This is a genomic window from Virgibacillus oceani, from assembly GCF_041521345.1.
Lineage (GTDB): Bacteria > Bacillota > Bacilli > Bacillales > Amphibacillaceae > Virgibacillus_N > Virgibacillus_N oceani_A.
This window is the reverse complement of the sequence record NZ_JBGOHB010000007.1, coordinates 41,210-62,469: the sequence shown is the minus strand read 5'-3', so window position 1 is coordinate 62,469 and position 21,260 is coordinate 41,210. Positions and strand designations below refer to the sequence as shown.

The following is a 21,260-nucleotide window of genomic DNA, read 5'->3' as shown; positions in this document are numbered from 1 at the left end:
TCGCCTTGGGTAAAAATAACAGAACAACCGGAAAGCGCGGATACCACAACCAGAGAAAAATATTTGGAGAAGGTATGCTTTACATCTCCCTGGCACTGGTACTCTTGGCTGTATTCCTGTTCTACCCGATGATCATGACACTGTATTACAGCTTCTTTGAAGTAAGTGGTGGAGGGGAAGTCGGTGATTTTGTAGGCTGGGATCACTATAATGATTTATTTCAGTCATCTGAATTCCGGAAAAGTATGGTAGGTACATTTTTATTTGTCCTCTATACGGTCCCTGCAGAAATCGTTATTTCTTTATTCCTGGCCGTCATTGCCAGTGAGAAATTAAAAGGAATTGGTTTTTTCAGAACGATCTTTTCATCCACATTAGGTATTTCTGTAGCAGCAGGTGCAACCATTTTCTTGTTTTTATATCACCCGAGTTTAGGCGTATTGAATAATATGCTTGCATTCTTCGGAATAAATGGGGTCGATTGGCTGACAAATTCAAACTGGGCACTGTTCTCTGTTGCTTTAACCACCGTTTGGATGCACATTGGGATAAATTTTATCATTCTATTAGGCGGACTGCAAAATATCTCAAGAGATCTTTACGAGGTTGCTGACATTGATGGTGCTGGGTATTGGTCAAAATTATTTAAAATTACGATTCCGTTACTTTCTCCGGTATTATTTTTTGTCACTATTATCGGAATCATCGGGGCGTTCCAGACATTTGGTCAAATTGATATATTAACCGGTGGCGGACCGGCCGGGTCAACCAATATTATTGTTTATTCGATTTATCAGGAAGCATTCTCTTACGGTAACTTTGGCTATGCAAGTGCGCAGGCGATTATATTATTTATCATTATCTTGATCGTAACAATCGTCCAATTTAAATTCGGGGAAAAGAAGGTGCATTATCAATGATGAAAAAAGTAACTCTGTACGTATTATTATCCATTTCAGCATTGATTCTTTTCTTCCCTGTTTTGTACGCCATTTCAGCAAGTTTTATGCAGCCGCAGGAAATATATGCTGGAAAAATGTTTCCTTCCAGCATAAACTTTGACGCCTATAAAGAAGCATTTGACAGCATTCCGCTATTGCATTTCCTATCTGTAAGTTTCTGGGTGTCATTTATCGTTATGATTGGGCAATTAGTAGTTTGCAGCTTAGCGGCATATGCCTTTGTGTTTATTCCATTCAAGGGCAGAAATTTTATTTTTTTCTTATTTTTAGCAACGATGCTGATTCCGTGGGAAGCAACAATTATTCCTAACTTCCTGACGATTTTAAACCTGGATATGATTAATACATACCCGGGGTTGACATTGCCGTTCTTTGCACTGCCTTTTGGTATCTTTCTGTTAAGACAGCATTTTTTAACGATACCAAAAGAGCTTTGGGAATCGGCGCAAATGGATGGATGCTCCAGGTTTCGTTTTTACTTAAAATTTGCATTGCCATTATCCAAATCATCACTGATTGCATTAGGCCTGTATGGTTTTCTGACAACATGGAACCAGTATTTGTGGCCCCTGCTTGTAACAAATGATGATACCGTCCGAACGGTGCAGATTGGTTTAAAAATGCTGATTGCGAATGAAAGTTCATCATCATGGCACATCGTGATGGCAGCTGTAGTGATAATTCTTCTGCCAACGCTATTACTCTTATTTTTAGGGTTGAAATATATTAAACAAGGCTTAACTTCCGGTGCAGTCAAAGGTTAACGTCTTGAAAGGGGAAATGGAAAAAATGAAAAACTTATTGAAAGGTTTAGCATTTGGTTTAGTTCTTATACTTCTGTTGGCAGCTTGTGGTAATGGAGAGGAAGATGACGATGCTTCAAATACCGAAACCGAAGAAACCAGTGGAGAGGTAGCAGGTAGTTCACAAGAGGCTAATGAAGAAGAAGGTTCTGGCGAAAAAAAGGAAATTACTTTTTGGCACTCCATGAGCGGGGACAATGGAGAAGCGATTGAAGATGTTGTGGATCAGTTTAATGAACAGTCGGATTCCGTAGCTGTTGAAGCCATTTTCCAGGGTAGTTATGAAGATTCATTGACGAAGCTGCGTGCGGTTGGCGGATCTGAAGAGGCTCCGGCGATCGTACAGGTTTTTGAAGGTGGCACAAAGTATATGAGTGAAAGTGGTTTTATTACGCCAATGCAAGAGTTTATGGATGCGGATGGATTTGACGTATCCATCCTTGAGCCTAACATTCTATCGTATTATGAATTGGACGGCCAATTATATTCTATGCCGTTTAATACATCCAATGCGGTAATGTACTACAACAAGGATATGTTTGCAGAAGCCGGCCTTGATCCGGAAAATCCTCCGCGCACTTTTAGTGAAATGAAAGAAGCTGCTGAAGTCATGACAACAGATAACACACAGGGATTTTCATTTGCAACGATCAGCTGGTTTTTCGAAGAGTTAATGGCGAACAATGGCGGATTAATCATTAACAATGACAACGGCCGCAGCGGAGATGCAACAGAAGCACTGGTAAATTCTGAGGTTGGTGCGGAAATTGTCAGCTGGGTAAAAGAAATGAATGATGCAGGCACATTCAGAAATTATGGTGCAAGCTGGGATGACCCGCGTGGGCCTTTCTTTGCAGGAGAGCTTGGCATGTATTTTGACTCCACTGCTAACTTAGCTCAAGTAATAGAAAACTCGCCACATGAAGTTGGAACAGCACCAATGCCGCATGCGGATGATACTGATCCCCAAGGTGCGGTAGTTGGTGGAGCATCTGTCTGGATTACAAACCAGGTATCCGAGGAAGAACAGCAAGCTGCATGGGAATTTGTTAAATTTACGACGGAACCAGCTGTCCAAGCAGAATGGGCGGCAGCAACCGGCTATTTCCCAATTACACCAGCAGCTTATGAAGAAGATGTTTTAACAGAAGTATATGACGCAAATCCACAATATTTAACAGCGGTAGATCAATTGGAAAACACGATTCAAAGTCCTGCCACTGCCGGCGCATTATTCTCCATCATGCCTGAAGCAAGGGTCATCATTGAAACAGCTTTAGGTGAAGTTTACGAAGGACGCGATGTACAAGAAGCAATGGATGATGCGGCAGCAAACATTACTGATGCATTAGAATAATATTTTCATGCAAGAGGCTGTCTTACGGGGCAGCCTTTTATAAAGTGAGGGAAATCATTTGGTTCTAAACTTTGCACACAGGGGCTCTCTTACAGAGGCCCCTGAAAATACATTAACGGCAATGAAAAAAGCATTGGAGCATAAATGTCAGGCTATTGAACTTGATGTTCAACTGACGAAGGATCACCAGTTAGTCGTGATTCATGATCAAAAATTGACACGATACAATAAAAAACAACCAGGGTTCGTTAAAGATTACACGCTTAATGAAATCAAACAAATTAAGGTTGGCTCATCCTTTTCATCAGCATTTAATGATACCCGATTAGCAACATTAGATGAGGTGTTGGAAATCGTTCCTAATGATATTTTGTTAAATATTGAAATCAAAAATATCCCCGTCATCTATGAAGGAATTGAAAAAATTTTGCTCGATTGTATACAAAACCACCGTCGTGAAGAGAATGTCATCATTTCATCGTTTGATCATGCGGCCTTACAAAAAATCCAACAGGAAGCACCAGGGTTATCTATCGGATTGCTATTCTATTATCGTCTGCTGCAGCCATGGGAATATGCTAGAAATTGCGGTCTTGATATATACAGCATTCATCCCATGCATACCTGGACAGATGAAGAATTAATAGAGGCAAGTCACTTCCTTGGCTACAAAGTCTTTCCCTTTACGGTAAATAGTGAACAGCGATATGAACAGTTGCTGGAGTTGGGTGTAGATGGTGTTTTTTCCAATAACCCGGCTATTTTTAGTGAAAGCAAGAATGTAACAAAGGAGGGGGAATATGCAAATTAGACTGTTATTTTTATCGGGATTCATTTTACTTTTACTTAGTGCATGCACCGTAGAAGCACAGGAAGAAGTCCGTGAAGTTGATCCGTCAGCCGTATTTTCTGCCGAAGAATTTACTGATGAACTGCAAGTTCGCTTCTTTCATTTAGAACTGGATGAAACGGGGAAAACTGGGGAATCCATTCTCATTACCACACCAGGCGGGCAGCATATTTTAATAGACGCCGGGATACCTGAGGTTGGGCCGTTGGTTGATAACTACCTGACCGCATTAGGTGTTGAAACCATTGATATCGCAATGCCTTCCCATCCGCATAGCGATCATATCGGAGGATATCTAACACTTTTTGAGACAAAAGAAATTGGGAAGGTCATCTCCACAGGCTTTCCATTAGAGGATTCTAATATTTATCAGGATTACAGGCAATCCATTGAAGAAAATAATATTCCAGTAGAACTCGTTGAAAAAGGCGATGTGATTGAAGTGGAAGAAAATCTGACCATGGAAATTTTACATCCGACAAACGAAACAATTGAAAATTATCTTGTATTGTATGATGAATTTTCGGCCGGGATCGTAAATGACCTGTCCATGGTGGTGAAGCTGGAGTATAAGGATAAAAGCTTCCTGTTTACCGGTGACATATACACCGCGGTAGAGAGCCAGCTCATTGATGCATACGGCGAAGAAATGGATGCTGATGTGGTTGTTGCTCCGCATCATGGCCAGCATACCTCTTCATCAGGGGAATTTTTGGAGGCAGTTAGTCCAGAAGTCACTATAATACCGATTAATCTTCTATATAGTCGTTCCGTATATGATAATTATGCAGAGCAGGGAAGTGATGTATATGCTTCCCAGTTTGACGGGAATGTATTAATCGTCTCGGATGGGGAAAAGCTTGACGTTTATTCGGAAAAAGAAAATGATGACGTGATGGAAGACTGATGAAATTTTTTATCATCTTCTTGTTTTTCCTGATTGGGGAAGAAATAGCGGGTGGGGGAGAAACAGAGGGAGCTAATGAAATTGCATTACAGAGTGGAAATTCCTTGTTTTCCCCCAATTGCTGCTTCATTAACATTGCGCATCGGGGTGCTTCTGGTTATGCACCGGAGCACCCATTAGTTTACTATCAAATAGGCAAAGATACGGCTGTCGATAAAATTGAAATTGGTTTTCAGATGATTGGATGGAACTTTAATTACCATGCATGATAGTGAAATTTCCCGAACCACCGAGAGCCGAGGTGCTATAAAAATGAAAGTTCAATCAGTGGAGCGTTTTTATCGGGAACCGAAATTGGTGAATGATAAACGTTTATTTTTTATTCTCTTTTATTCACTATGACGAAAGAAAATAAGGATAGACAAGGCGCCTTGATCATGTATAAAAGAACCTAAAGGGTATAAAAAAGAAAAGCAGTACTAAAGCAGAGTAAAGCAAAAGAAAAGAATATAATTCCGCTGAAATATTTAATAGAGGCCAAATCATAATCCAATTTGTAAGAATTTAATTATACATACTGTTTGATGGAATATTATAGAACCTTTACTATGTAACCGTTAAGCTTTTTTAGTAATAGGAGTTGCTGTACATAGCTTTTGTATAAAAAAAGCTAACATAAATATAATAGTAGAAATAATTTAAAAGGGGAGTGTGTTAATCCATGTTTAAATGGAAACGATTAGGACTAATTGCTGGTTTATCATTATCGCTCGTCGCAGCTGGCTGTGGAGACGATGATACGGACGATGCCGATGAGACTGCAGATAATGGTGAAGGTGATCAGGCAGAGACTACTGAAGGTGTCGGTGAAGAAGTAGATTACACAATCACAGGTATTGAGCCAGGTGCCGGCATTACACAAGCAACGAATACTGCTTTAGAGGACTACGAAAACCTTGCTGGCTGGCATCACGAAGAAGCTTCAACAGCAGCCATGTTAACAGAGTTGAGGACTGCAATCGAAAATGAGGAACCCATTATTGTGGCAGGTTGGACACCTCACCATAAATTTGCGCAATACGACTTAAAGTATTTGGATGATCCAATGGAATCTTTTGGTGGTGAAGAATATATTTCCACCATCGTAAGAGACGGCTTGCAGGAAGATATGCCGGAAGCTTATGAGGTGCTTGACAGATTTTACTGGGAAGTAGAAGACATGGAATCCATTATGCTTGCCGGACAGGACATGGAAATTGACGAAGCTGCCGAGGAATGGGTAGCTGAAAACGAAGACACTGTTGCTGAATGGACAGAAGGGATAGATTCGGTAGATGGTACTTCTATAGAATTAGTCATCACGCCTTGGGATTCAGAGCGGGCTTCAGGAAATGTTGTAGGAATGGCATTGGAAGAACTGGGTTATGATGTAACGATTACGCCAGTTGACCCGCAAATTGTATTCCAAGCCATCGCAACAGGTGATGGTGATGCTTCTACTGCCCCGTGGATGCCACACACGCATGGTGATTTCTATGCAGAGTATGAAGGAGAATTTGAAGACCTCGGAGAAAATTTAGTAGGCGCCAAGCTAGGAATGGTCGTACCAGCCTATATGGATATCGATTCCATTGAAGATCTTGAGCCTGCGGATTAAAGAAATGGAACACTCCCCTTTGAAGGGGAGTTTTTGATTGCTTTCTTACTTGAGTTTGTTATATTTTCTTTTCACGACCAACATCGCGAATATTAGTTACACTAGCCAATTCAAAATCCCGCTCCTCATTTACCATATAGTTATTTAAGAAATTCAAATCAATACCTATTAATCGATGAAAGAAGGAAATATCTGTCATCTAATCATGTTCGATCATTTGGCAGATGTTAATGATTCCTTTATTAGCGACCAAATCTATAATCGATTTTATTTTTTGCGGTCTTTGAATAGGTGAAATTTCATCCAAGGGCTCTCTTTTCAGCTTTACGATGGAGTGCAGCATAAAAATTACGGTGATTTTTCGCTTTCATTGCTCCTGAATGAGCAGCTCTATATCCCAAAACTTGCATTGAAGTTTTCCATTTCTTTTTTCAATCAATGTATGCCTCCGGGTTTGTCACATGGTCGATAGCCTCATTTCATCTAAAAACGGTTCTTCTGGGAGGAGAAATGCGTTTGCAAAGTGATTGGCTTCATTTTCAATTTCTTTATGTTCTTTTCGATTTAAACTATTGAATTCCACACGATAATGCAGTATAAGATGGCCGAGCTCATGGGCAATATCGAAATTTCTTCTTACTGCTGATCTTTTCAGATTTCCTAAAATAATATATGGGCGATTTTGTTTGTTTCGTCCATAAACTATAAGCGTCGATCTCTTCACCAATTGTCTTTTCAAAAACAATCACACCACTTTTTTCGATCAAGAACATAAGGTTATCATTTGATTCACTAGAAAGGCCAAAATTTTGACGTGCTAACTTCGCCACTTTCTTCATTTTGTTTCTCTCTGTTCGGTTGATGAATGTAAATAATGAATCACTTCATCTTTTAAATGAATGATTTCTTGTGTTGGATAAGATACTTTGGACGTTACATAGTTAATAAAACTGTCTATAAAAGCCATATGCTTAGCTTCTGATTGGGTTTTATAAATAACTAAATAACATTTATTACTTTTGCACGGTAGGCAATATTCATTACAGGTATATTTCCACACTTAGCGGCGACGAGAACGTAACATCTGTGGATTATTGTACGACCAGGCTTCGGTTAGAGGTTAAAGACATGGATAAAGTAGATCAGGACAAGATTAAAGGTGCTGATGTCCCGGGAATTAATATCGTAGGGAAACATAATATTCAAGTGATTGTTGGAACAACGGTTCAATTTGTTGCAGATGAAGTCAACAAGCTGCGTAATAAAAAGTAAGCCAGATTTATAAATGTGTAATATAAAGAGTACTCCAATCCGGTGTGGACTTTTTCAGGTGTGGGGTGCTTTTTTGAATGAAGGATTTTCATAACCATTTAAAGAAAGCGATAATTTTTTTAATTTACCTATTGAACAGCACGTAACGTGTTGATTTATACTAAAGAAAATAAAAGATGAGGTGAAGCCATGTACACGATTGGAAAACTCTCAAAGAATACAGGGATTACTGTAAGGACGCTGGATTATTACGATGAAATTGGTTTGATTAAACCTTCATCAAAAACCGAGGGAGGGCATCGCTTATACAGTGAGGGTGAAGTTATGCGGTTGGAGAGAGTTTTAGCATTAAAATATATGGGATTTTCACTAGAGCAGATTAAAGACATTCTGGAAAAATCAAGTTCGACCTGGCAGGAGTCGATCCAGCAGCAGCTGGAATTGATTAAGCGGGAACAGGAACGCCTGCACACACTGGAACAAGCACTGCAAGGTATCTCGTATTCCATTAAAATGGAGGGGGAAATTAACTGGCAGGTTATTTTTGGAATTATTCAGTTGTACCAGCAGGATCCTGAAGATGCCTTAAAGCAATATGAGAATTACTTGAATAAAGATGAGATGAAAAAAATTATGGATATGAATGTGCAAAATATGAGTGAGGAAGGAATTAGGGATTGGACGAAGGTGATTCAGGATATTAAAAATAATCTTGACCTTGATCCGTCTTCAAAAAAGGCACAGCAGCTGGTAGAGAACTGGGTAAACCAGGCAGATAAAATGTTTGGAAATGATGAAGAATTAATGGGGAGTATATGGGAGGCACTGCAAAATTTTAAAGAAGGCATTGCCTTTTATCCAATGAATAAAGAAGTCATAGAATTTATTAAAAAGGTATATATGGCATGGGAGGGACAGGAGAAATGATTCTCGAGGTAAAAGATGTTACGAAAGCTTTTCGCGGCAAAGGTAAATCCAAAAATCTTGCCAATGACAAACTCACATTTAATATTAATGAAGGAGAAATATTTGGGCTTCTTGGGCAAAATGGTGCAGGTAAAACAACCTTAGTTAATCAAATATTAGGACTGATAACACCTGATGATGGTGAAATTGAACTATTGGGTGAATCTGTAACAGCCTCGCCTGCACGTGCCAGGACCATTTGTTCCGTGCAGCCGCAATCTCAAGTGCCATTGGGTTTGCTTACCCCAAAACAGGCAGTAACATTGATGGGCAAAATGCGAGCAGGGAAAAAATTTGATTCAAAGCGGGTCGAGGAGCTTTTCGAAGCACTGGATATGGGCGCGTGGGCCAATACGGAAGGTGAAGAACTCTCAGGTGGTGCGCGCCGGTTGACAACTTTTTGCATGGCGGTGGTCGCCCCGGGTGAATTAGTCATCCTAGATGAGCCTACCAATGATGTTGATCCGGTTCGCAGACGTTATCTTTGGCAGGTGATACGCGATCTAACAAAGAGTGGCAGCGCCGTAATTTTGGTGACACACAATGTGCTGGAAGCGGAAAAGGCAGTGGATCGGGTAGCTATTATGGATAAAGGAAAAATCCTGACACAAGGGGATCCATCGGAAGTGAAAAGTTTAGTGGGTGACCGGATGCGAATGGAACTTAGTCTGGAAAAGGAATTTAAAAATATCGAGGTTCCTAGCTGGGCACTTTCTCCGCATCAGAACGGATCCCGTCTTATTTTCTCACTGGATCCATCAAAAGTATCTTCCACCGTTGATTGGGCAAATGAACAGGTTGATAAAAGATTTGTTATAGACTATTCTTTATCTCCAACTACCATTGAGGATGCGTATATTGAATTAACTTCTCAAAAGGGGGCAGTTTCGTAATGAATATCCTCAGTCATTATAAGTATGTTTTTCAAATGCAGTTTATTAGAAACGCCGGGTTTTTTATATTTATAGCTTTACTGCAAATCCTGATATCCATAGGGATTGTAATAGGATTCACCTATCTTATTCCAAATCCGGATACAGAAACTATTCTATTTTTAGCAACAGGTGCTCCGACGATTATATTCATTTTTACAGGGCTGGTGATTCTGCCTCAGCAAATAGGTAATGCAAAGACAGATGGATATATGGAATATATACGTACATGGCCTGTGAATCGTTCCGTCATTCTTGGAGCAGACACAACGATATGGTTGTTAATTACCTTACCGGGAATAATCGTGTCAACTATTGTTGCACACCTTATGTTCACTCCGGGATATGATATCTCCTGGACAGTAGTCCCTGCATTACTCATGATTGCATTAACCTCCATCGGTGTTGGATATGGATTTTCCTATCTGTTGTCACCAGTAGCGTCGATGGGCATTTCCCAGGCTGTTGTATTTGGAGCACTGATGTTTTCCCCGGTGAATTTTCCAATGGATCGACTGCCGGAATGGCTTCAGTCACTTCATGAAGTATTGCCAATTTATTCGATGGCAGAGGTAATGCGTGCGTCATTGGCTGCGTCTACCTTTGAAGCGACTATGGGGAATTATATTAATTTAATGGTATGGTGTATTTTAGGATTTGGCTGGGCTATTTATATTTTGAACCGGAAGTAGTTTTATATAAAAATATGTTTTCAAGAAGTGCATAAAAAAGAGAGTAATCAAAACCAATTGTAAATCCATATTAAATAGATGTAGTTATATTATTAAAATTATAATAATTTACTTGACATCGTTTTCATAATTTGGTTAAATCAAAACAAGTTAATATTTAGTATGGAGAAGCGGAGATCCACAAAAAATGACCTTCTAATATAGAGGAGAGGTATGTTTTTTTGTGGATTATATTTTTTTGTTTAGGAGTTGGTTTATATTTGAAGTATATAATACAGGATTTTACATAAAGGAGTGAGAAAACAACTTGGGGAAAAGTAAATCAGTAATCAGAAATAGAAAACGTCTAAACCAGAGTAATTTATTTGGTACAGGCATGCTTTATCTGCTGCCGGCACTCTTGCTCTTGGGCGTATTTTTATTCTATCCTATCATCATGTCTCTATATTATAGTTTCTTTGAAGTTCGTGGTGGCGGTCAAGTTGGCGATTTTGTAGGCCTGGAATATTATGCTAGCTTACTTCAGTCTCCGCAGTTTCGCCAAAGTATGATAAGTACATTATTGTTTGTACTTTATACAGTTCCGGCACAAATTATTATTTCTTTGTTTTTAGCAGTCATAGCTAGTGAAAAACTCAAAGGAAATGGCTTTTTTAGAACCATTTTTTCATCAACACTAGGAGTATCAGTAGCAGCAGGTGCAACAATTTTCATGTTTTTATTCCATCCAAGTTTGGGGGTGTTAAATAACATCCTTGGAATGATTGGGATAGATGCAATTAATTGGCTTACTGATTCGAGATGGGCACTATTTTCCGTTGCATTAACCACCGTTTGGATGCAAATAGGCATTAACTTTATTATATTGCTGGGTGGATTGCAAAATATTTCAAGAGAGCTATATGAAAGTGCCGATATTGATGGAGCAGGGTACTTCGCAAAGTTATTTAAAATTACGATTCCTTTACTTTCTCCAGTTTTATTCTTTGTTTCTATAATAGGAATAATAGGATCGTTCCAGACATTTGGTCAAATTGACATCTTAACTGGAGGTGGTCCGGCAGGGTCAACAAATATCATTGTTTACTCTATTTATCAGGAAGCCTTTTCCTACGGTAACTTTGGTTATGCGAGTGCGCAGGCGATTATCTTATTTATCATCATTTTAATTGTTACAATTATTCAATTTAGAGTGGGAGAAAGAAGGGTGCATTATCAATGATGAGAAAACTCATATTTTATTTTTTGCTGGTTTTGTCATCCCTGATTCTGTTTTTCCCTCTATTATATGCCATATCAGCAAGTTTTATGGAACCGCAGGAAATTTATGCCGGCCAATTGCTGCCGTCATCTATAAGCTTTGATGCATATGCAGATGTCTTTGACAGAGTGCCATTAGTGCATTTCTTATTAGTCAGTTTTACAGTATCTTTCATTGTGATGGTTGGCCAGCTTATTGTTTCAAGTTTGTCAGCGTATGCATTTGTTTTCATTCCGTTCAAGGGTAGAGAGCTTATCTTTTTTCTGTTTTTAGCAACTATGTTAATCCCATGGGAAGCAACGATGATACCCAATTTTCTGACTATATTGAATCTGGGCTGGGTAAATACTTTTGCCGGTCTCACCTTCCCATTCTTTGCACTGCCTTTTGGTATTTTTCTATTAAGGCAGCATTTCCTGACGATACCAAAGGAATTATGGGAATCAGCTCAAATGGATGGTTGTTCGCGATTTAAGTTCTATTTGAAATTCGTTTTGCCATTATCTAAATCATCATTAAGTGCGTTAGGAATCTATGGATTTTTAACAACCTGGAACCAATATCTATGGCCGCTTCTGGTAACAAATGATGAATCCCACAGAACTGTACAAATTGGTTTGAAAATGCTCATAGATACTGAAGGTTCCTCTTCGTGGAATATGGTAATGGCTGGTGTGGTAGTAATTTTAATACCAACTCTAGTTCTATTATTTATAGGGTTAAAGTATATTAGAGAGGGATTGACAGCAGGGGCATTAAAAGGATGAAAAATGAAAGGGGAAAGGAAAAAATGAAAAAATTTTTTGGTAGTTTAGCATTGCTTTTGATCCTCATGCTAGCGTTGGTGGCTTGCGGTAATGGCAGTGATGGAGATGCTGACACCGGCTCAGGTGGTGGAGAAGGATCAGATGATAAAACACAAATTGACTTTTGGCATGCAATGAGTGGTATTAACGGAGATTCTCTGGAAGCTATTGTAGATAGCTTTAATGAACAGTCTGATACAGTTGAAGTGAGAGCGATCTATCAAGGAAGCTATGATGACTCATTAGCCCAGCTGCGTGCAGTGGGAGGTTCTGATGAAGCACCGTCGATTGTACAGGTTTTTGAGATTGGTACAAAGTATATGAGTGAAAGTGGATTTATTACGCCAATGCAGGAGTTTATTGATGCAGATGATTTTGACACATCTGCTTTGGAAGAAAATATTTTATCTTATTATGAGTTAGAAGGAGAATTATACTCCATGCCTTTTAATACTTCCAATGCCGTTATGTTCTATAACAAGGATATGTTTGAAGAAGCAGGTTTGGATCCGGAGAATCCTCCAAGTACATTCAGCGAAGTGCAAGAAGCTGCAGAGGCGATTTCCGATGATGATACGTATGGTTTCACTATGGCAACCATAGGCTGGTTCGTCGAACAATTACTTGCAAACCAGGGTGCACTTTACCTTGATAACGATAATGGGCGCAGTGGTGACGCAACAGAAGCATTGATTAACGCTGAAGCAGGATTAAATATTTTTAACTGGTTAAATGAAATGAATGAAGCTGGTACTTTCCGAAACTACGGAAGTAACTGGGAAGATCCTCGTGGGCCATTTTTTGCCGAGCAAGTTGGTATGTATTTAGATTCTACAGCGAATACAGCACAAGTGATAGAGAATTCACCATTTGAAGTTGGCTCTGCTTTTATCCCTGTTGCAGACGGTATGGATCCTGAAGGTGTTATCGTTGGTGGTGCATCCATATGGATTACAAATCAGGTTTCTGAAGAAGAGCAACAGGCCGCATGGGAATTTGCTAAATACACGACTGATCCGGAAGTCCAAGCAGAATGGGCTGCTGCAACAGGTTATTTCCCGATTACACTGGCAGCTTATGAAGAAGATGCTTTAAATGACGTTTATGAAGAATTTCCAATTTTCCGGACTGCTGTTGATCAATTGGAAAGCACAACAGCCAGCCCTGCAACTCAGGGAGCATTAACAGAAGTATTACCGGAAGCGAGACAAATAGTTGAAACAGCATTGGGTGAAATGTATGAAGGACGTGACCCTCAAGAAGCCTTAGATGAAGCAGCGCAAAGAATTACCGATGCCCTGCAGTAAGTTTTGAATCAGAAATAATGAAGGGGCTTTAACCGGATTTCAGTGAATCTTATTTGCTTGAATGGTGGAGAGCCCCTGATAAAGCGAGTGAATGATTTGGCTTTAAACTTTGCACACAGGGGTTCTCTTACTGAGGCCCCTGAAAATTCATTGCCGGCCATAAAAAAAGCATTGTCCTATAACGTCCAGGGTATAGAACTTGATGTACAGCTGACAAGGGATCATCAATTAGTTGTTATCCATGATCAGAAGCTGGCACGTTTCAATAAAAAATTTCCTGGATACATTAAAGATTACACGTTAAGGGAAATTAAACAAATAGATGTTGGCTCTTCTTTTTCAAAAGAATTTAAAGATGTTTCTTTAGCGACGTTAGATGAGATATTAGAAATACTCCCGAAGCATATTGTATTAAATGTAGAAATAAAAAATATACCGGTGATGTATGATGGTATTGAACGTATACTGCTTGATTGTTTGAAAAATCATAAGTTTGAAGATAATGTTATTATTTCTTCCTTTGATCATGAGGCATTAAGAAATTTTCAGGCACTAACGCAGCGTATCCCGATAGGTTTATTATTTTATTACCGAATATTAAAGCCGTGGAAATATGCAAAGCATTGCGGGTTGGATATATACAGCTTACATCCGATGCAAAATTGGACAGACGAGGAATTAATTAAAGAATGCCATTCACTTGGCTATAAGGTATTCCCGTACACAGTGAATGAAAAAAAGCGGTACAAAGAACTGCTTCATATTGGAGTGGATGGGGTATTTTCCAATAGCCCGGAGATTTTCAAAGGCGTATAAACAGAGAGGAAAAATTTTAAAAGTAGTTATAGAAGTATAGAGATGCAGAAGCAAGACAGATAGTCGAATATTTTTTCACAGAAATGAATATAGTTGTATTTTGGAATATCAGGTCTCATAAATTGACTTAGCCTTGCTCACCAGCAAGGCTTTCCTGTACAACGAAAAACAGAGGTGATTACATGCTCAGCAGAGTAAATTACTACACCAGAAAACGGGAAGAAATTTAAGTCCTCACGTTAAGCATTATTGATCATTTACTAAATATGAACAATTACTATACCACCTTCTTAAACAATCCCTCTAATGAACAAAGAGACTATATATTAAAGACTGAAAATAGTGTTGATCAAATTGAAAGATAGATTGAAGCGTATATTTTAGAAATTAAATCATTGCAGCAGCTAAATATGACAGAAATTAAATAGCTGTTTGCCATGAATCGTATGATAAGAGATCTGGTGCGGATTGAAGACCAGCTTATCAATATAATTACGATTAGTGAAGGCCAAGATGCGAAGGAATTGAAACCGTTAATCCGGGAATATTTTAAATATGAACAAAAGATGAAGCTGGCTTATTGAGGGCATGAAAAATGATGATGCGGATATATTAAACTGGGTCGTCAAGCACGATCAACATGTTAATAAGTTGAATAAAGACACATACCAAAAGGCTTGTAAACCACATTGAAGTCGAGAAGAAAATGACGGAAAGTAAATTAAAAATGATTGTGACCAGCCGCTTTTTGAAAGGATCGGGGATCACTTGGTCAATTGTGCTAAAACGTACAGGAGCATTATTTAAACTGTATAAAGGGAAGATTCACAATGGTCGGTTTTTAATTGACTCACAGGATATATACGAAAGGTAAGGGAGTTAACGATTTTTTCCACCAAAAAAGGAAGAACCACTATTTCGTGTTGCACTAAATAACAAAATGCTTGGTGTACCGGAAGAAGCATTAATTCACAAAAAAAATCAAATCGTCAGGCTGGCAACACTTGTTAAGACAGGTATGATCGCACAATTAACAGACTTTATGGATAGAAAATTTGAAGCGAAAGAACTGGTTAAAATTGAACGTATTATTGATGCATCCTATATTAAGATTCAGCAATATTTATTAAAAATGGGACAGAATGATTTGACAAGCAGCCAATCCAATGAAGAGGTAATGCTGCTTCATATATTAAATGCCAACTTCCTGTCAGCCTTTAAGGATAATGATATAACGGTGGCAAGGGAAAATATTAAGTCTCAGTCATATATAAGTCAGTTCGAGAATGATATTAAATTTAAGCATTTTAATAGTTTGATTAATAAACAGGAATACAACCCAAATATAAGTGCCGAATACTTGGATATAACGATCCAATTATTGCAAATTTATCAGCATGCTATGAATGTATCCCGAACAGTGTTAGGTCTGATATAATTAAATTGGGTGATGAAAGTGAAATTAAGTTTACTCGTAATGGTTCTCGTTTTTATCGTTGGCTGTGGTAATAGTGAAGAAATAAGCACGACCCCACAGGAGAATAAGAACGAGGCAGAAGAAATAGCATTAGAGCGGGAAGGATCCCTGCTCTCAGAAAACCGCTTTCTTAATATTGCCCACCGGGGAGCTTCCGGTCATGCACCGGAACACACATTAGTATCCTATCAAATGGGTGAAGACATGAATGCGGATTATATTGAAATAGATTTGCAAATGACAAAGGACGGCATCCTGGTCGCGATGCATGACAGTGATATATCCCGGACAACAGATGTAGAAGGAGCCGTTAATGACTTTTTATTTGAAGAAATAAAAATACTTGATGCCGGCGCATGGTTTAACATTGAAAACCCTGACCTGGCACAGCCTGTATTTAGTAATGTCAAGGTTCCTCCACTAGATGAAATCCTGGAAACTTTTGGTCATCATGCCAATTATTATATTGAAACAAAATCACCAGAAACCTATCCTGGAATGGTGGAAGCGTTGCTGGAAGTACTGCATCAACATGAGCTTGTCGGCCGGGATATCCCAGAAGGCCAGGTTATTATTCAGTCATTTGATAGTTCGAGTTTACTGGAAGTAAAAGCGCATGAACCATCCATCCCATTGATTAAACTATTAAACTATGGGGAGGATGAGGCTGAATTAACAGAACAGGAAATAACGGAAATAAAAGAATATGCTGTTGGCATAGGTGTTAATTATAAATCACTAACGAAAGAGTTTGTTGAAAAGGTTCTTCGTGAAGGTCTGCTTATTCATCCTTATACAGTGAATGAGAAAGAGGACATGGAGCGGCTCATTCATTGGGGAGTCACAGGGATTTTTACCGATTATCCTGATCGCTTGGAAGAGGTGCTGGAAACCTATACAAGCCAGGTGAAGGAAGAATAGGTATCATAAAAGTAACACGCTCAAAAAAATGCTGAACACATATGGAAACACTAAAGCTGTTGATGTGTTTTATTTAATAATAATGGATTTTGGTGACCTGCTTTCGTTGGTATTTATCAAATGTTTGCTAGTCCGGGATATAATATTATCTTAATACCGCTTAGGGGGATGAAGTATGGAGCATTTAAAAGGCGTGATACCAGCTGTAAGAGAACTAAAGGATTTTGAAAAACTTTTAGAATCCGATCATGGAATTATGATCTTACTGGAAACCCGTATAGCTCAATTGCCGAATATTGTCAGGTATGCAAAGAAATTTGATAAGCGAATTATTGTTCATTTGGATTTAATAAAAGGTCTCCAGGTTGATCAGTTTGGCATGGAGTTGCTCGTCCATCATATGAAGGTTGACGGTGTTATATCCACGCGCGGCAATATTATCTCTATGGCGAAGAAAAGTGGTTTAGTAGCAATACAGCGTATGTTTGCCATAGACAGTTCAGCTATTAAAAGGAATATTGAGCTGGTCGATAAAACGAAACCAGATTATATTGAAGTTTTGCCTGGTGTTATTCCCTCTGTTATAAATGAAATTGCAGAACAGACAGAGACCCCGGTAATTGCTGGCGGACTGATCAGGTCAACGAATGATATCAAACTTGCATTAGACCATGGTGCTGTTGCAGTAACCACCTCTCGTAAAGCGTTATGGAATTATGATAGCACGATGTAAAAGTTCGTAGATAATATGGTTAAACCAGCATAAAATAGTATTAAAGTTAATTACGTTTCAAAGAATGGGGAGAACACTATATTTATCTTTCCATGGGGAAGGTATAATTGAGTTCTCTTTTTTTGTTCTGCCTAAACAGGAAAGGAATATGTAAATAGACGAAGGATTAGTCCTTTTTCATTGCTTAGCGTACTATAAAATTTTTGATCTGTGGATAATCTTCTATATAAGAATAGCCACGTCTAGCTCCAGCGCCCAGCGACAGCGGGTCTTTACGGTGGGACGAGGAACGACTGTACCGCAGTCCCAGACTTCCTTCACCTCCGTGCGATAAGTCAACATCGGCTCCTTACGGGTAAAGGAAGGCCGACTAACTACGACCTTGCCGGTCAACGTCGGCATACCCCCGATGCGGGAGCATGTTTCCTTTATCTCCTGCGGAAGGAATGATCAGTTAAAACCGCCGCTTTGCGCGGCAACACTGATCCACCTGGCATGGCCGATCTTTACGGTGGGGCGAGGAACCACTGTACCGTAGCCCCAAGGCGCAGTCCGTACGTCGCTAAACGAGCGCTTGTGCTTTTGTTCTGACTTACGAACATCAAGTTTAATAACTGGCGAAGTTTTCTCGTGGTGAATTTTTGATGGAAGCGCCGGCTGGCGGCAGTGTAAAGCAGATTTTTCGGGGAAATGGCAGAAAGAAACCATTAACGGAGCATTTTGAAATTGTAAATTCGTGAGAAACTAGCTTTCCATGGTTTATAATAACGAAAAATACCCATAATGCTAAGGAATACGATAAAGGCGGAATTTATTATGGGTATACCCGAGTTATTGCTAAGAATCACTATAGGCTTCCTTGTATTATTTTTCCTTACACGAATACTGGGAAGGAAAGAAATCAGCCAGCTGAGCTTTGTGAATTTTGTTTCGGCTATTGCGATTGGCTCGATTGCTGCAGACTTTGTACTTAATCAGGATCTCACTATTTTAAATGGCGTCATCGCATTGACGGGTTGGACTGCGTTCACGTTTATTATGGCCTTCATCGACATTTGGTCAATAAAAGGAAGAAAGATTGTCAGCGGTGATCCGGTGATTGTCATCAAAGAGGGAAAGATTGTGGACAAAGCCCTGCGCAGACAACAACTGGATTTGGATGCATTAATGGCTATGTTAAGAGAAAAAAATGTATTTTCCATTGCTGAAGTGGATTACGCGATATTCGAGGCGAATGGAAAACTGTCAGTTATGCTTAAGCAAGGCAAACAACCTGTAACGAAAATAGATATGAACATTCCAGGCAAATGCAGGGTTTATCCTATCCCGATTGAGATCATCGTGGATGGAAAGGTTATCCCAGAAAACCTGGAAAAGTTAAATTTAGATATAAATTGGGTGAACGAGCAGCTTAAGAAGCAAGATATTGATTCGATTCCCGATGTGTTTTTTGCGCAAGTTCAGACTGATGGCTCTTTATTCATCAACAGTAAATAAGGCAGCCAAGGGACTGCTCCTTAGCGTGACTTTCCTGCACTTTTAACGAGAAAGAACAGGAAATGAACGCTAGTATTCCATGGTAGTTGATTAATTGATTTTCTTGTTATTGTCTCTATTTAAACAAATTAAATATCCCTGCCATAGATGCCAGGAGAAATAGAGTTTCATACATATTAGATCGCTATCAAAAATAGAATGAAAACAATACAAAATATGGGAGCTTAATAAATCTCCCACGGCACTTGACTTAAACGCGATAGGAGAGGTAATTTTGTATAAACTTGGGGGTATTCTTGGGATTGTTTATGTGTTTATTATTCTGATATGGATTGCGATAAGTGCTGTCTATCAGGGTGTACTGTATCCTAATGAAGCTTTAACTGTTAACGAAGGACTGATATACTACTCGGATCATCAATGGTATTTTGGTATGGATCATGGTAGTAAAGCCATAGCTTTTCTACTCGTTTCTATTTTGCCTTTAATTCTTTTTTGTATGTTTAATAGAAGTTATCATGGAAAGAAATTGTTTTTAAACTTATTAGGGATGATATTTGGTTTTTCCTATTTTATGATTAATGCTGTTTCCCTTATTGTACAAGCTGTTACAGCAACATTTGCAATAAATCAGTATTCTATGTATCTAGGTGATCGGGAATTTGCGAGATTATTATTTGAATGGGCTATTAATGATGGAGGATTTTCCATTAGTTTATATATCATAGCTAACTTATGTATGGTTATTTGGTTGTTTGCCCATGGCTATTTATTCTATTTGGAAATGAATAATAAATACTTTTTTGCCTTTTCATCTATTCTTGCTGCAGCTCTTCTAATAGGCGCAGTTATCAACTTTATTGGCATTATTCTTTTTCAAGTAAGTGTAAATACGCTGAGTGAAATGGTTAATATTCTTTTTATATTCTGGATCTCATATGTAAGCTATCTATTATTTAATTTGCATAAAGAGGCAACTGTTGTTAAATGGTAAGTTGGATTGCCATTATTATGTTGGCGGATCAATATGGTTTGCCTGGAACGTGCCTTCTATGTCTGGCGTTAGCTTTTATTTTCCATTCAATAGAAGGCCGGTATTAAACATCTTTTTATGTTAAGACAGACTCGGCAGATGCTCCGTCCTGTTAAAGTTTTTAACATTCCATTCTTTATTTTCAAAATGGATATTACTGATGCATCCGTTCATCAGTCTGTCATTCTCCAGGATGTTTTCATCATTCGAGAATGCCTTTAAGATAGCTTTAATAACAGCACCATGAGCAACCAGTAAAACCTTTTGATTTGGGTTCAACTTGGTCACTTTATGGAGACCTGTCATAATCCGGTGATGAAAATCTTCTTCTTTCTCCTGGTTCGGATAATCTTTATCCGGATAGACAGCTCGCCGCTCCTCAAAAGTCATTCCTTCTCCCTCTCCAAAAGCGCGTTCTTTAAATTCGTCCATCATATGAAAGGGAAGATCAAGCTGTTGATTGATAATTTCCGCTGTTTGTTTTGCTCTTTTCAATGGGCTTGTAATGAGTACGTCGTAGCTGGAGGATGCAAGGTAAGCACTGCATGCCCCTGCCTGTTTTACTCCTCGGGTGTTCAATGGTATATCCGTTGTACCCTGCAGTATCCCTGCAGCATTCCATTTTGTTTCCCCGTGCCGAATTAAACAAATGGTCGTCATGGTTGTTCCCTCCGGTAAACTGTTTTCTTTACGTTAAATTATATTGTATCTATTTTTGCGCATGTAGTATAGTGAAGAAACATTTTAGATAGCGTTGGCAGGCTAACGACCTAATATGGTTGACTGGCATCATGCAAGCTTTTAAAGAGGAGTTTAGTGTAAGATCAATTATGAATTTATTAGCAAGTTAGCGGGACTGAATTTTTATAAAACGTGAAATCCAGAAGGGGGTATTTTGTAATGACAAAACAATTGGGATCCTAAACACTTGGTTGTTGCAACTGCATTATGTTGTTAATATTACTGCAATGAATTAATTGAATAGTTAATTTGATGTAGCTTTGAAATAAA

At 38.8% G+C, this 21,260-nt stretch carries 21 protein-coding genes and 2 pseudogenes; 21 read left to right on the top strand and 2 right to left on the bottom strand.

Annotated elements, in window-relative coordinates:
* Positions 1 to 74: 74 nt before the first annotated feature.
* From ACDX78_RS07185 to ACDX78_RS07155, 7 genes are all read left to right on the top strand, one after another.
* On the top strand, positions 75 to 920 hold the full coding sequence (locus ACDX78_RS07185; RefSeq protein ID WP_486026677.1) for a carbohydrate ABC transporter permease: 846 nt from the start codon (positions 75 to 77) through the stop codon (positions 918 to 920).
* Complete coding sequence (locus ACDX78_RS07180) at positions 917 to 1,726, top strand: carbohydrate ABC transporter permease (RefSeq protein WP_486026545.1); 810 nt, start codon at positions 917 to 919, stop codon at positions 1,724 to 1,726. The genes ACDX78_RS07185 and ACDX78_RS07180 overlap by 4 nt, the downstream gene beginning before the upstream one ends.
* A 25-nt stretch (positions 1,727 to 1,751) precedes the next feature.
* Entirely contained in the window at positions 1,752 to 3,122 is a 1,371-nt protein-coding gene (locus tag ACDX78_RS07175; protein ID WP_486026543.1) for an ABC transporter substrate-binding protein, read from the top strand.
* Positions 3,123 to 3,180: 58 nt separating this feature from the next.
* Positions 3,181 to 3,933 (top strand): glycerophosphodiester phosphodiesterase, encoded by a 753-nt coding sequence (locus ACDX78_RS07170; protein WP_486026542.1) that lies wholly within the window; start codon positions 3,181 to 3,183, stop codon positions 3,931 to 3,933.
* The gene (locus ACDX78_RS07165; RefSeq protein ID WP_486026541.1) at positions 3,923 to 4,879 is read left to right on the top strand and encodes a ComEC/Rec2 family competence protein; all 957 of its coding nucleotides are present in this window, start codon (positions 3,923 to 3,925) and stop codon (positions 4,877 to 4,879) included. The genes ACDX78_RS07170 and ACDX78_RS07165 overlap by 11 nt, the downstream gene beginning before the upstream one ends.
* Positions 4,879 to 5,148 (top strand): hypothetical protein, encoded by a 270-nt coding sequence (locus ACDX78_RS07160; RefSeq protein WP_486026539.1) that lies wholly within the window; start codon positions 4,879 to 4,881, stop codon positions 5,146 to 5,148. The genes ACDX78_RS07165 and ACDX78_RS07160 overlap by 1 nt, the downstream gene beginning before the upstream one ends.
* 452 nt (positions 5,149 to 5,600) lie before the next feature.
* Complete coding sequence (locus tag ACDX78_RS07155) at positions 5,601 to 6,536, top strand: glycine betaine ABC transporter substrate-binding protein (RefSeq protein WP_486026537.1); 936 nt, start codon at positions 5,601 to 5,603, stop codon at positions 6,534 to 6,536.
* A gap of 58 nt (positions 6,537 to 6,594) precedes the next feature.
* Here ACDX78_RS07155 and ACDX78_RS07150 read toward each other — a convergent pair.
* Positions 6,595 to 7,589 (bottom strand): annotated as a pseudogene (locus ACDX78_RS07150) (spr1629 family repressor/antitoxin); the annotation flags it as partial.
* Between the two features lie 6 nt (positions 7,590 to 7,595).
* Here ACDX78_RS07150 and ACDX78_RS07145 point away from each other — a divergent pair.
* The 14 genes and pseudogenes from ACDX78_RS07145 to ACDX78_RS07080 all read left to right on the top strand — a co-directional run.
* A pseudogene (locus ACDX78_RS07145) lies at positions 7,596 to 7,808 on the top strand (PTS sugar transporter subunit IIB); the annotation flags it as partial.
* 189 nt (positions 7,809 to 7,997) lie between these two features.
* Positions 7,998 to 8,735, top strand: a complete 738-nt coding sequence (locus ACDX78_RS07140) for a MerR family transcriptional regulator (RefSeq protein ID WP_486026535.1) — start codon at positions 7,998 to 8,000, stop codon at positions 8,733 to 8,735.
* Positions 8,732 to 9,667: an ABC transporter ATP-binding protein gene (locus tag ACDX78_RS07135; RefSeq protein ID WP_486026533.1), complete on the top strand. Its 936-nt coding sequence runs from the start codon at positions 8,732 to 8,734 to the stop codon at positions 9,665 to 9,667. The genes ACDX78_RS07140 and ACDX78_RS07135 overlap by 4 nt, the downstream gene beginning before the upstream one ends.
* The gene (locus ACDX78_RS07130; protein WP_486026531.1) at positions 9,667 to 10,398 is read left to right on the top strand and encodes an ABC transporter permease; all 732 of its coding nucleotides are present in this window, start codon (positions 9,667 to 9,669) and stop codon (positions 10,396 to 10,398) included. Before ACDX78_RS07135 ends, ACDX78_RS07130 begins: the two co-directional genes overlap by 1 nt.
* Before the next feature lie 376 nt (positions 10,399 to 10,774).
* The gene (locus ACDX78_RS07125; RefSeq protein WP_486026675.1) at positions 10,775 to 11,620 is read left to right on the top strand and encodes a carbohydrate ABC transporter permease; all 846 of its coding nucleotides are present in this window, start codon (positions 10,775 to 10,777) and stop codon (positions 11,618 to 11,620) included.
* Positions 11,617 to 12,426 carry a carbohydrate ABC transporter permease gene (locus tag ACDX78_RS07120; RefSeq protein WP_486026529.1) on the top strand — a complete coding sequence of 270 codons (810 nt, stop codon included), beginning with the start codon at positions 11,617 to 11,619 and terminating at the stop codon, positions 12,424 to 12,426. Before ACDX78_RS07125 ends, ACDX78_RS07120 begins: the two co-directional genes overlap by 4 nt.
* A 23-nt stretch (positions 12,427 to 12,449) precedes the next feature.
* On the top strand, positions 12,450 to 13,772 hold the full coding sequence (locus ACDX78_RS07115; protein ID WP_486026527.1) for an ABC transporter substrate-binding protein: 1,323 nt from the start codon (positions 12,450 to 12,452) through the stop codon (positions 13,770 to 13,772).
* Positions 13,773 to 13,868: 96 nt separating this feature from the next.
* A complete protein-coding gene (locus ACDX78_RS07110; RefSeq protein ID WP_486026525.1) occupies positions 13,869 to 14,588 on the top strand; it encodes a glycerophosphodiester phosphodiesterase in 720 nt (239 codons plus the stop codon).
* A 437-nt stretch (positions 14,589 to 15,025) separates the two neighbouring features.
* Complete coding sequence (locus ACDX78_RS07105) at positions 15,026 to 15,172, top strand: hypothetical protein (RefSeq protein ID WP_486026523.1); 147 nt, start codon at positions 15,026 to 15,028, stop codon at positions 15,170 to 15,172.
* A gap of 356 nt (positions 15,173 to 15,528) precedes the next feature.
* Positions 15,529 to 16,026 carry a hypothetical protein gene (locus tag ACDX78_RS07100; protein WP_486026521.1) on the top strand — a complete coding sequence of 166 codons (498 nt, stop codon included), beginning with the start codon at positions 15,529 to 15,531 and terminating at the stop codon, positions 16,024 to 16,026.
* 12 nt (positions 16,027 to 16,038) lie between these two features.
* A complete protein-coding gene (locus ACDX78_RS07095) occupies positions 16,039 to 16,986 on the top strand; it encodes a glycerophosphodiester phosphodiesterase (protein ID WP_486026519.1) in 948 nt (315 codons plus the stop codon).
* A gap of 175 nt (positions 16,987 to 17,161) precedes the next feature.
* Complete coding sequence (locus ACDX78_RS07090) at positions 17,162 to 17,719, top strand: glycerol-3-phosphate responsive antiterminator (RefSeq protein WP_486026517.1); 558 nt, start codon at positions 17,162 to 17,164, stop codon at positions 17,717 to 17,719.
* Positions 17,720 to 18,535: 816 nt separating this feature from the next.
* The gene (locus tag ACDX78_RS07085; protein ID WP_486026515.1) at positions 18,536 to 19,216 is read left to right on the top strand and encodes a YetF domain-containing protein; all 681 of its coding nucleotides are present in this window, start codon (positions 18,536 to 18,538) and stop codon (positions 19,214 to 19,216) included.
* Between the two features lie 274 nt (positions 19,217 to 19,490).
* A complete protein-coding gene (locus ACDX78_RS07080) occupies positions 19,491 to 20,210 on the top strand; it encodes a hypothetical protein (protein WP_486026513.1) in 720 nt (239 codons plus the stop codon).
* 120 nt (positions 20,211 to 20,330) lie between these two features.
* On the opposite strand, the gene ACDX78_RS07075 is transcribed toward ACDX78_RS07080, so the two are convergent.
* Entirely contained in the window at positions 20,331 to 20,909 is a 579-nt protein-coding gene (locus tag ACDX78_RS07075; RefSeq protein WP_486026511.1) for a histidine phosphatase family protein, read from the bottom strand.
* Positions 20,910 to 21,260: the final 351 nt, after the last annotated feature.

Excerpts from the sequence above, each read along its gene's own strand:
- ACDX78_RS07185 (WP_486026677.1), top strand. The coding sequence starts at position 75 with ATGCTTTACATCTCCCTGGCACTGGTACTCTTGGCTGTATTCCTGTTC.
- ACDX78_RS07180 (WP_486026545.1), top strand. The coding sequence starts at position 917 with ATGATGAAAAAAGTAACTCTGTACGTATTATTATCCATTTCAGCATTG.
- ACDX78_RS07175 (WP_486026543.1), top strand. The coding sequence starts at position 1,752 with ATGAAAAACTTATTGAAAGGTTTAGCATTTGGTTTAGTTCTTATACTT.
- ACDX78_RS07165 (WP_486026541.1), top strand. The coding sequence starts at position 3,923 with ATGCAAATTAGACTGTTATTTTTATCGGGATTCATTTTACTTTTACTT.
- ACDX78_RS07160 (WP_486026539.1), top strand. The coding sequence starts at position 4,879 with ATGAAATTTTTTATCATCTTCTTGTTTTTCCTGATTGGGGAAGAAATA.
- ACDX78_RS07155 (WP_486026537.1), top strand. The coding sequence starts at position 5,601 with ATGTTTAAATGGAAACGATTAGGACTAATTGCTGGTTTATCATTATCG.
- ACDX78_RS07140 (WP_486026535.1), top strand. The coding sequence starts at position 7,998 with ATGTACACGATTGGAAAACTCTCAAAGAATACAGGGATTACTGTAAGG.
- ACDX78_RS07135 (WP_486026533.1), top strand. The coding sequence starts at position 8,732 with ATGATTCTCGAGGTAAAAGATGTTACGAAAGCTTTTCGCGGCAAAGGT.
- ACDX78_RS07130 (WP_486026531.1), top strand. The coding sequence starts at position 9,667 with ATGAATATCCTCAGTCATTATAAGTATGTTTTTCAAATGCAGTTTATT.
- ACDX78_RS07125 (WP_486026675.1), top strand. The coding sequence starts at position 10,775 with ATGCTTTATCTGCTGCCGGCACTCTTGCTCTTGGGCGTATTTTTATTC.
- ACDX78_RS07120 (WP_486026529.1), top strand. The coding sequence starts at position 11,617 with ATGATGAGAAAACTCATATTTTATTTTTTGCTGGTTTTGTCATCCCTG.
- ACDX78_RS07115 (WP_486026527.1), top strand. The coding sequence starts at position 12,450 with ATGAAAAAATTTTTTGGTAGTTTAGCATTGCTTTTGATCCTCATGCTA.
- ACDX78_RS07105 (WP_486026523.1), top strand. The coding sequence starts at position 15,026 with ATGAATCGTATGATAAGAGATCTGGTGCGGATTGAAGACCAGCTTATC.
- ACDX78_RS07100 (WP_486026521.1), top strand. The coding sequence starts at position 15,529 with ATGCTTGGTGTACCGGAAGAAGCATTAATTCACAAAAAAAATCAAATC.
- ACDX78_RS07095 (WP_486026519.1), top strand. The coding sequence starts at position 16,039 with ATGAAAGTGAAATTAAGTTTACTCGTAATGGTTCTCGTTTTTATCGTT.
- ACDX78_RS07090 (WP_486026517.1), top strand. The coding sequence starts at position 17,162 with ATGGAGCATTTAAAAGGCGTGATACCAGCTGTAAGAGAACTAAAGGAT.
- ACDX78_RS07085 (WP_486026515.1), top strand. The coding sequence starts at position 18,536 with ATGGGTATACCCGAGTTATTGCTAAGAATCACTATAGGCTTCCTTGTA.
- ACDX78_RS07075 (WP_486026511.1), bottom strand. The coding sequence starts at position 20,909 with ATGACGACCATTTGTTTAATTCGGCACGGGGAAACAAAATGGAATGCT.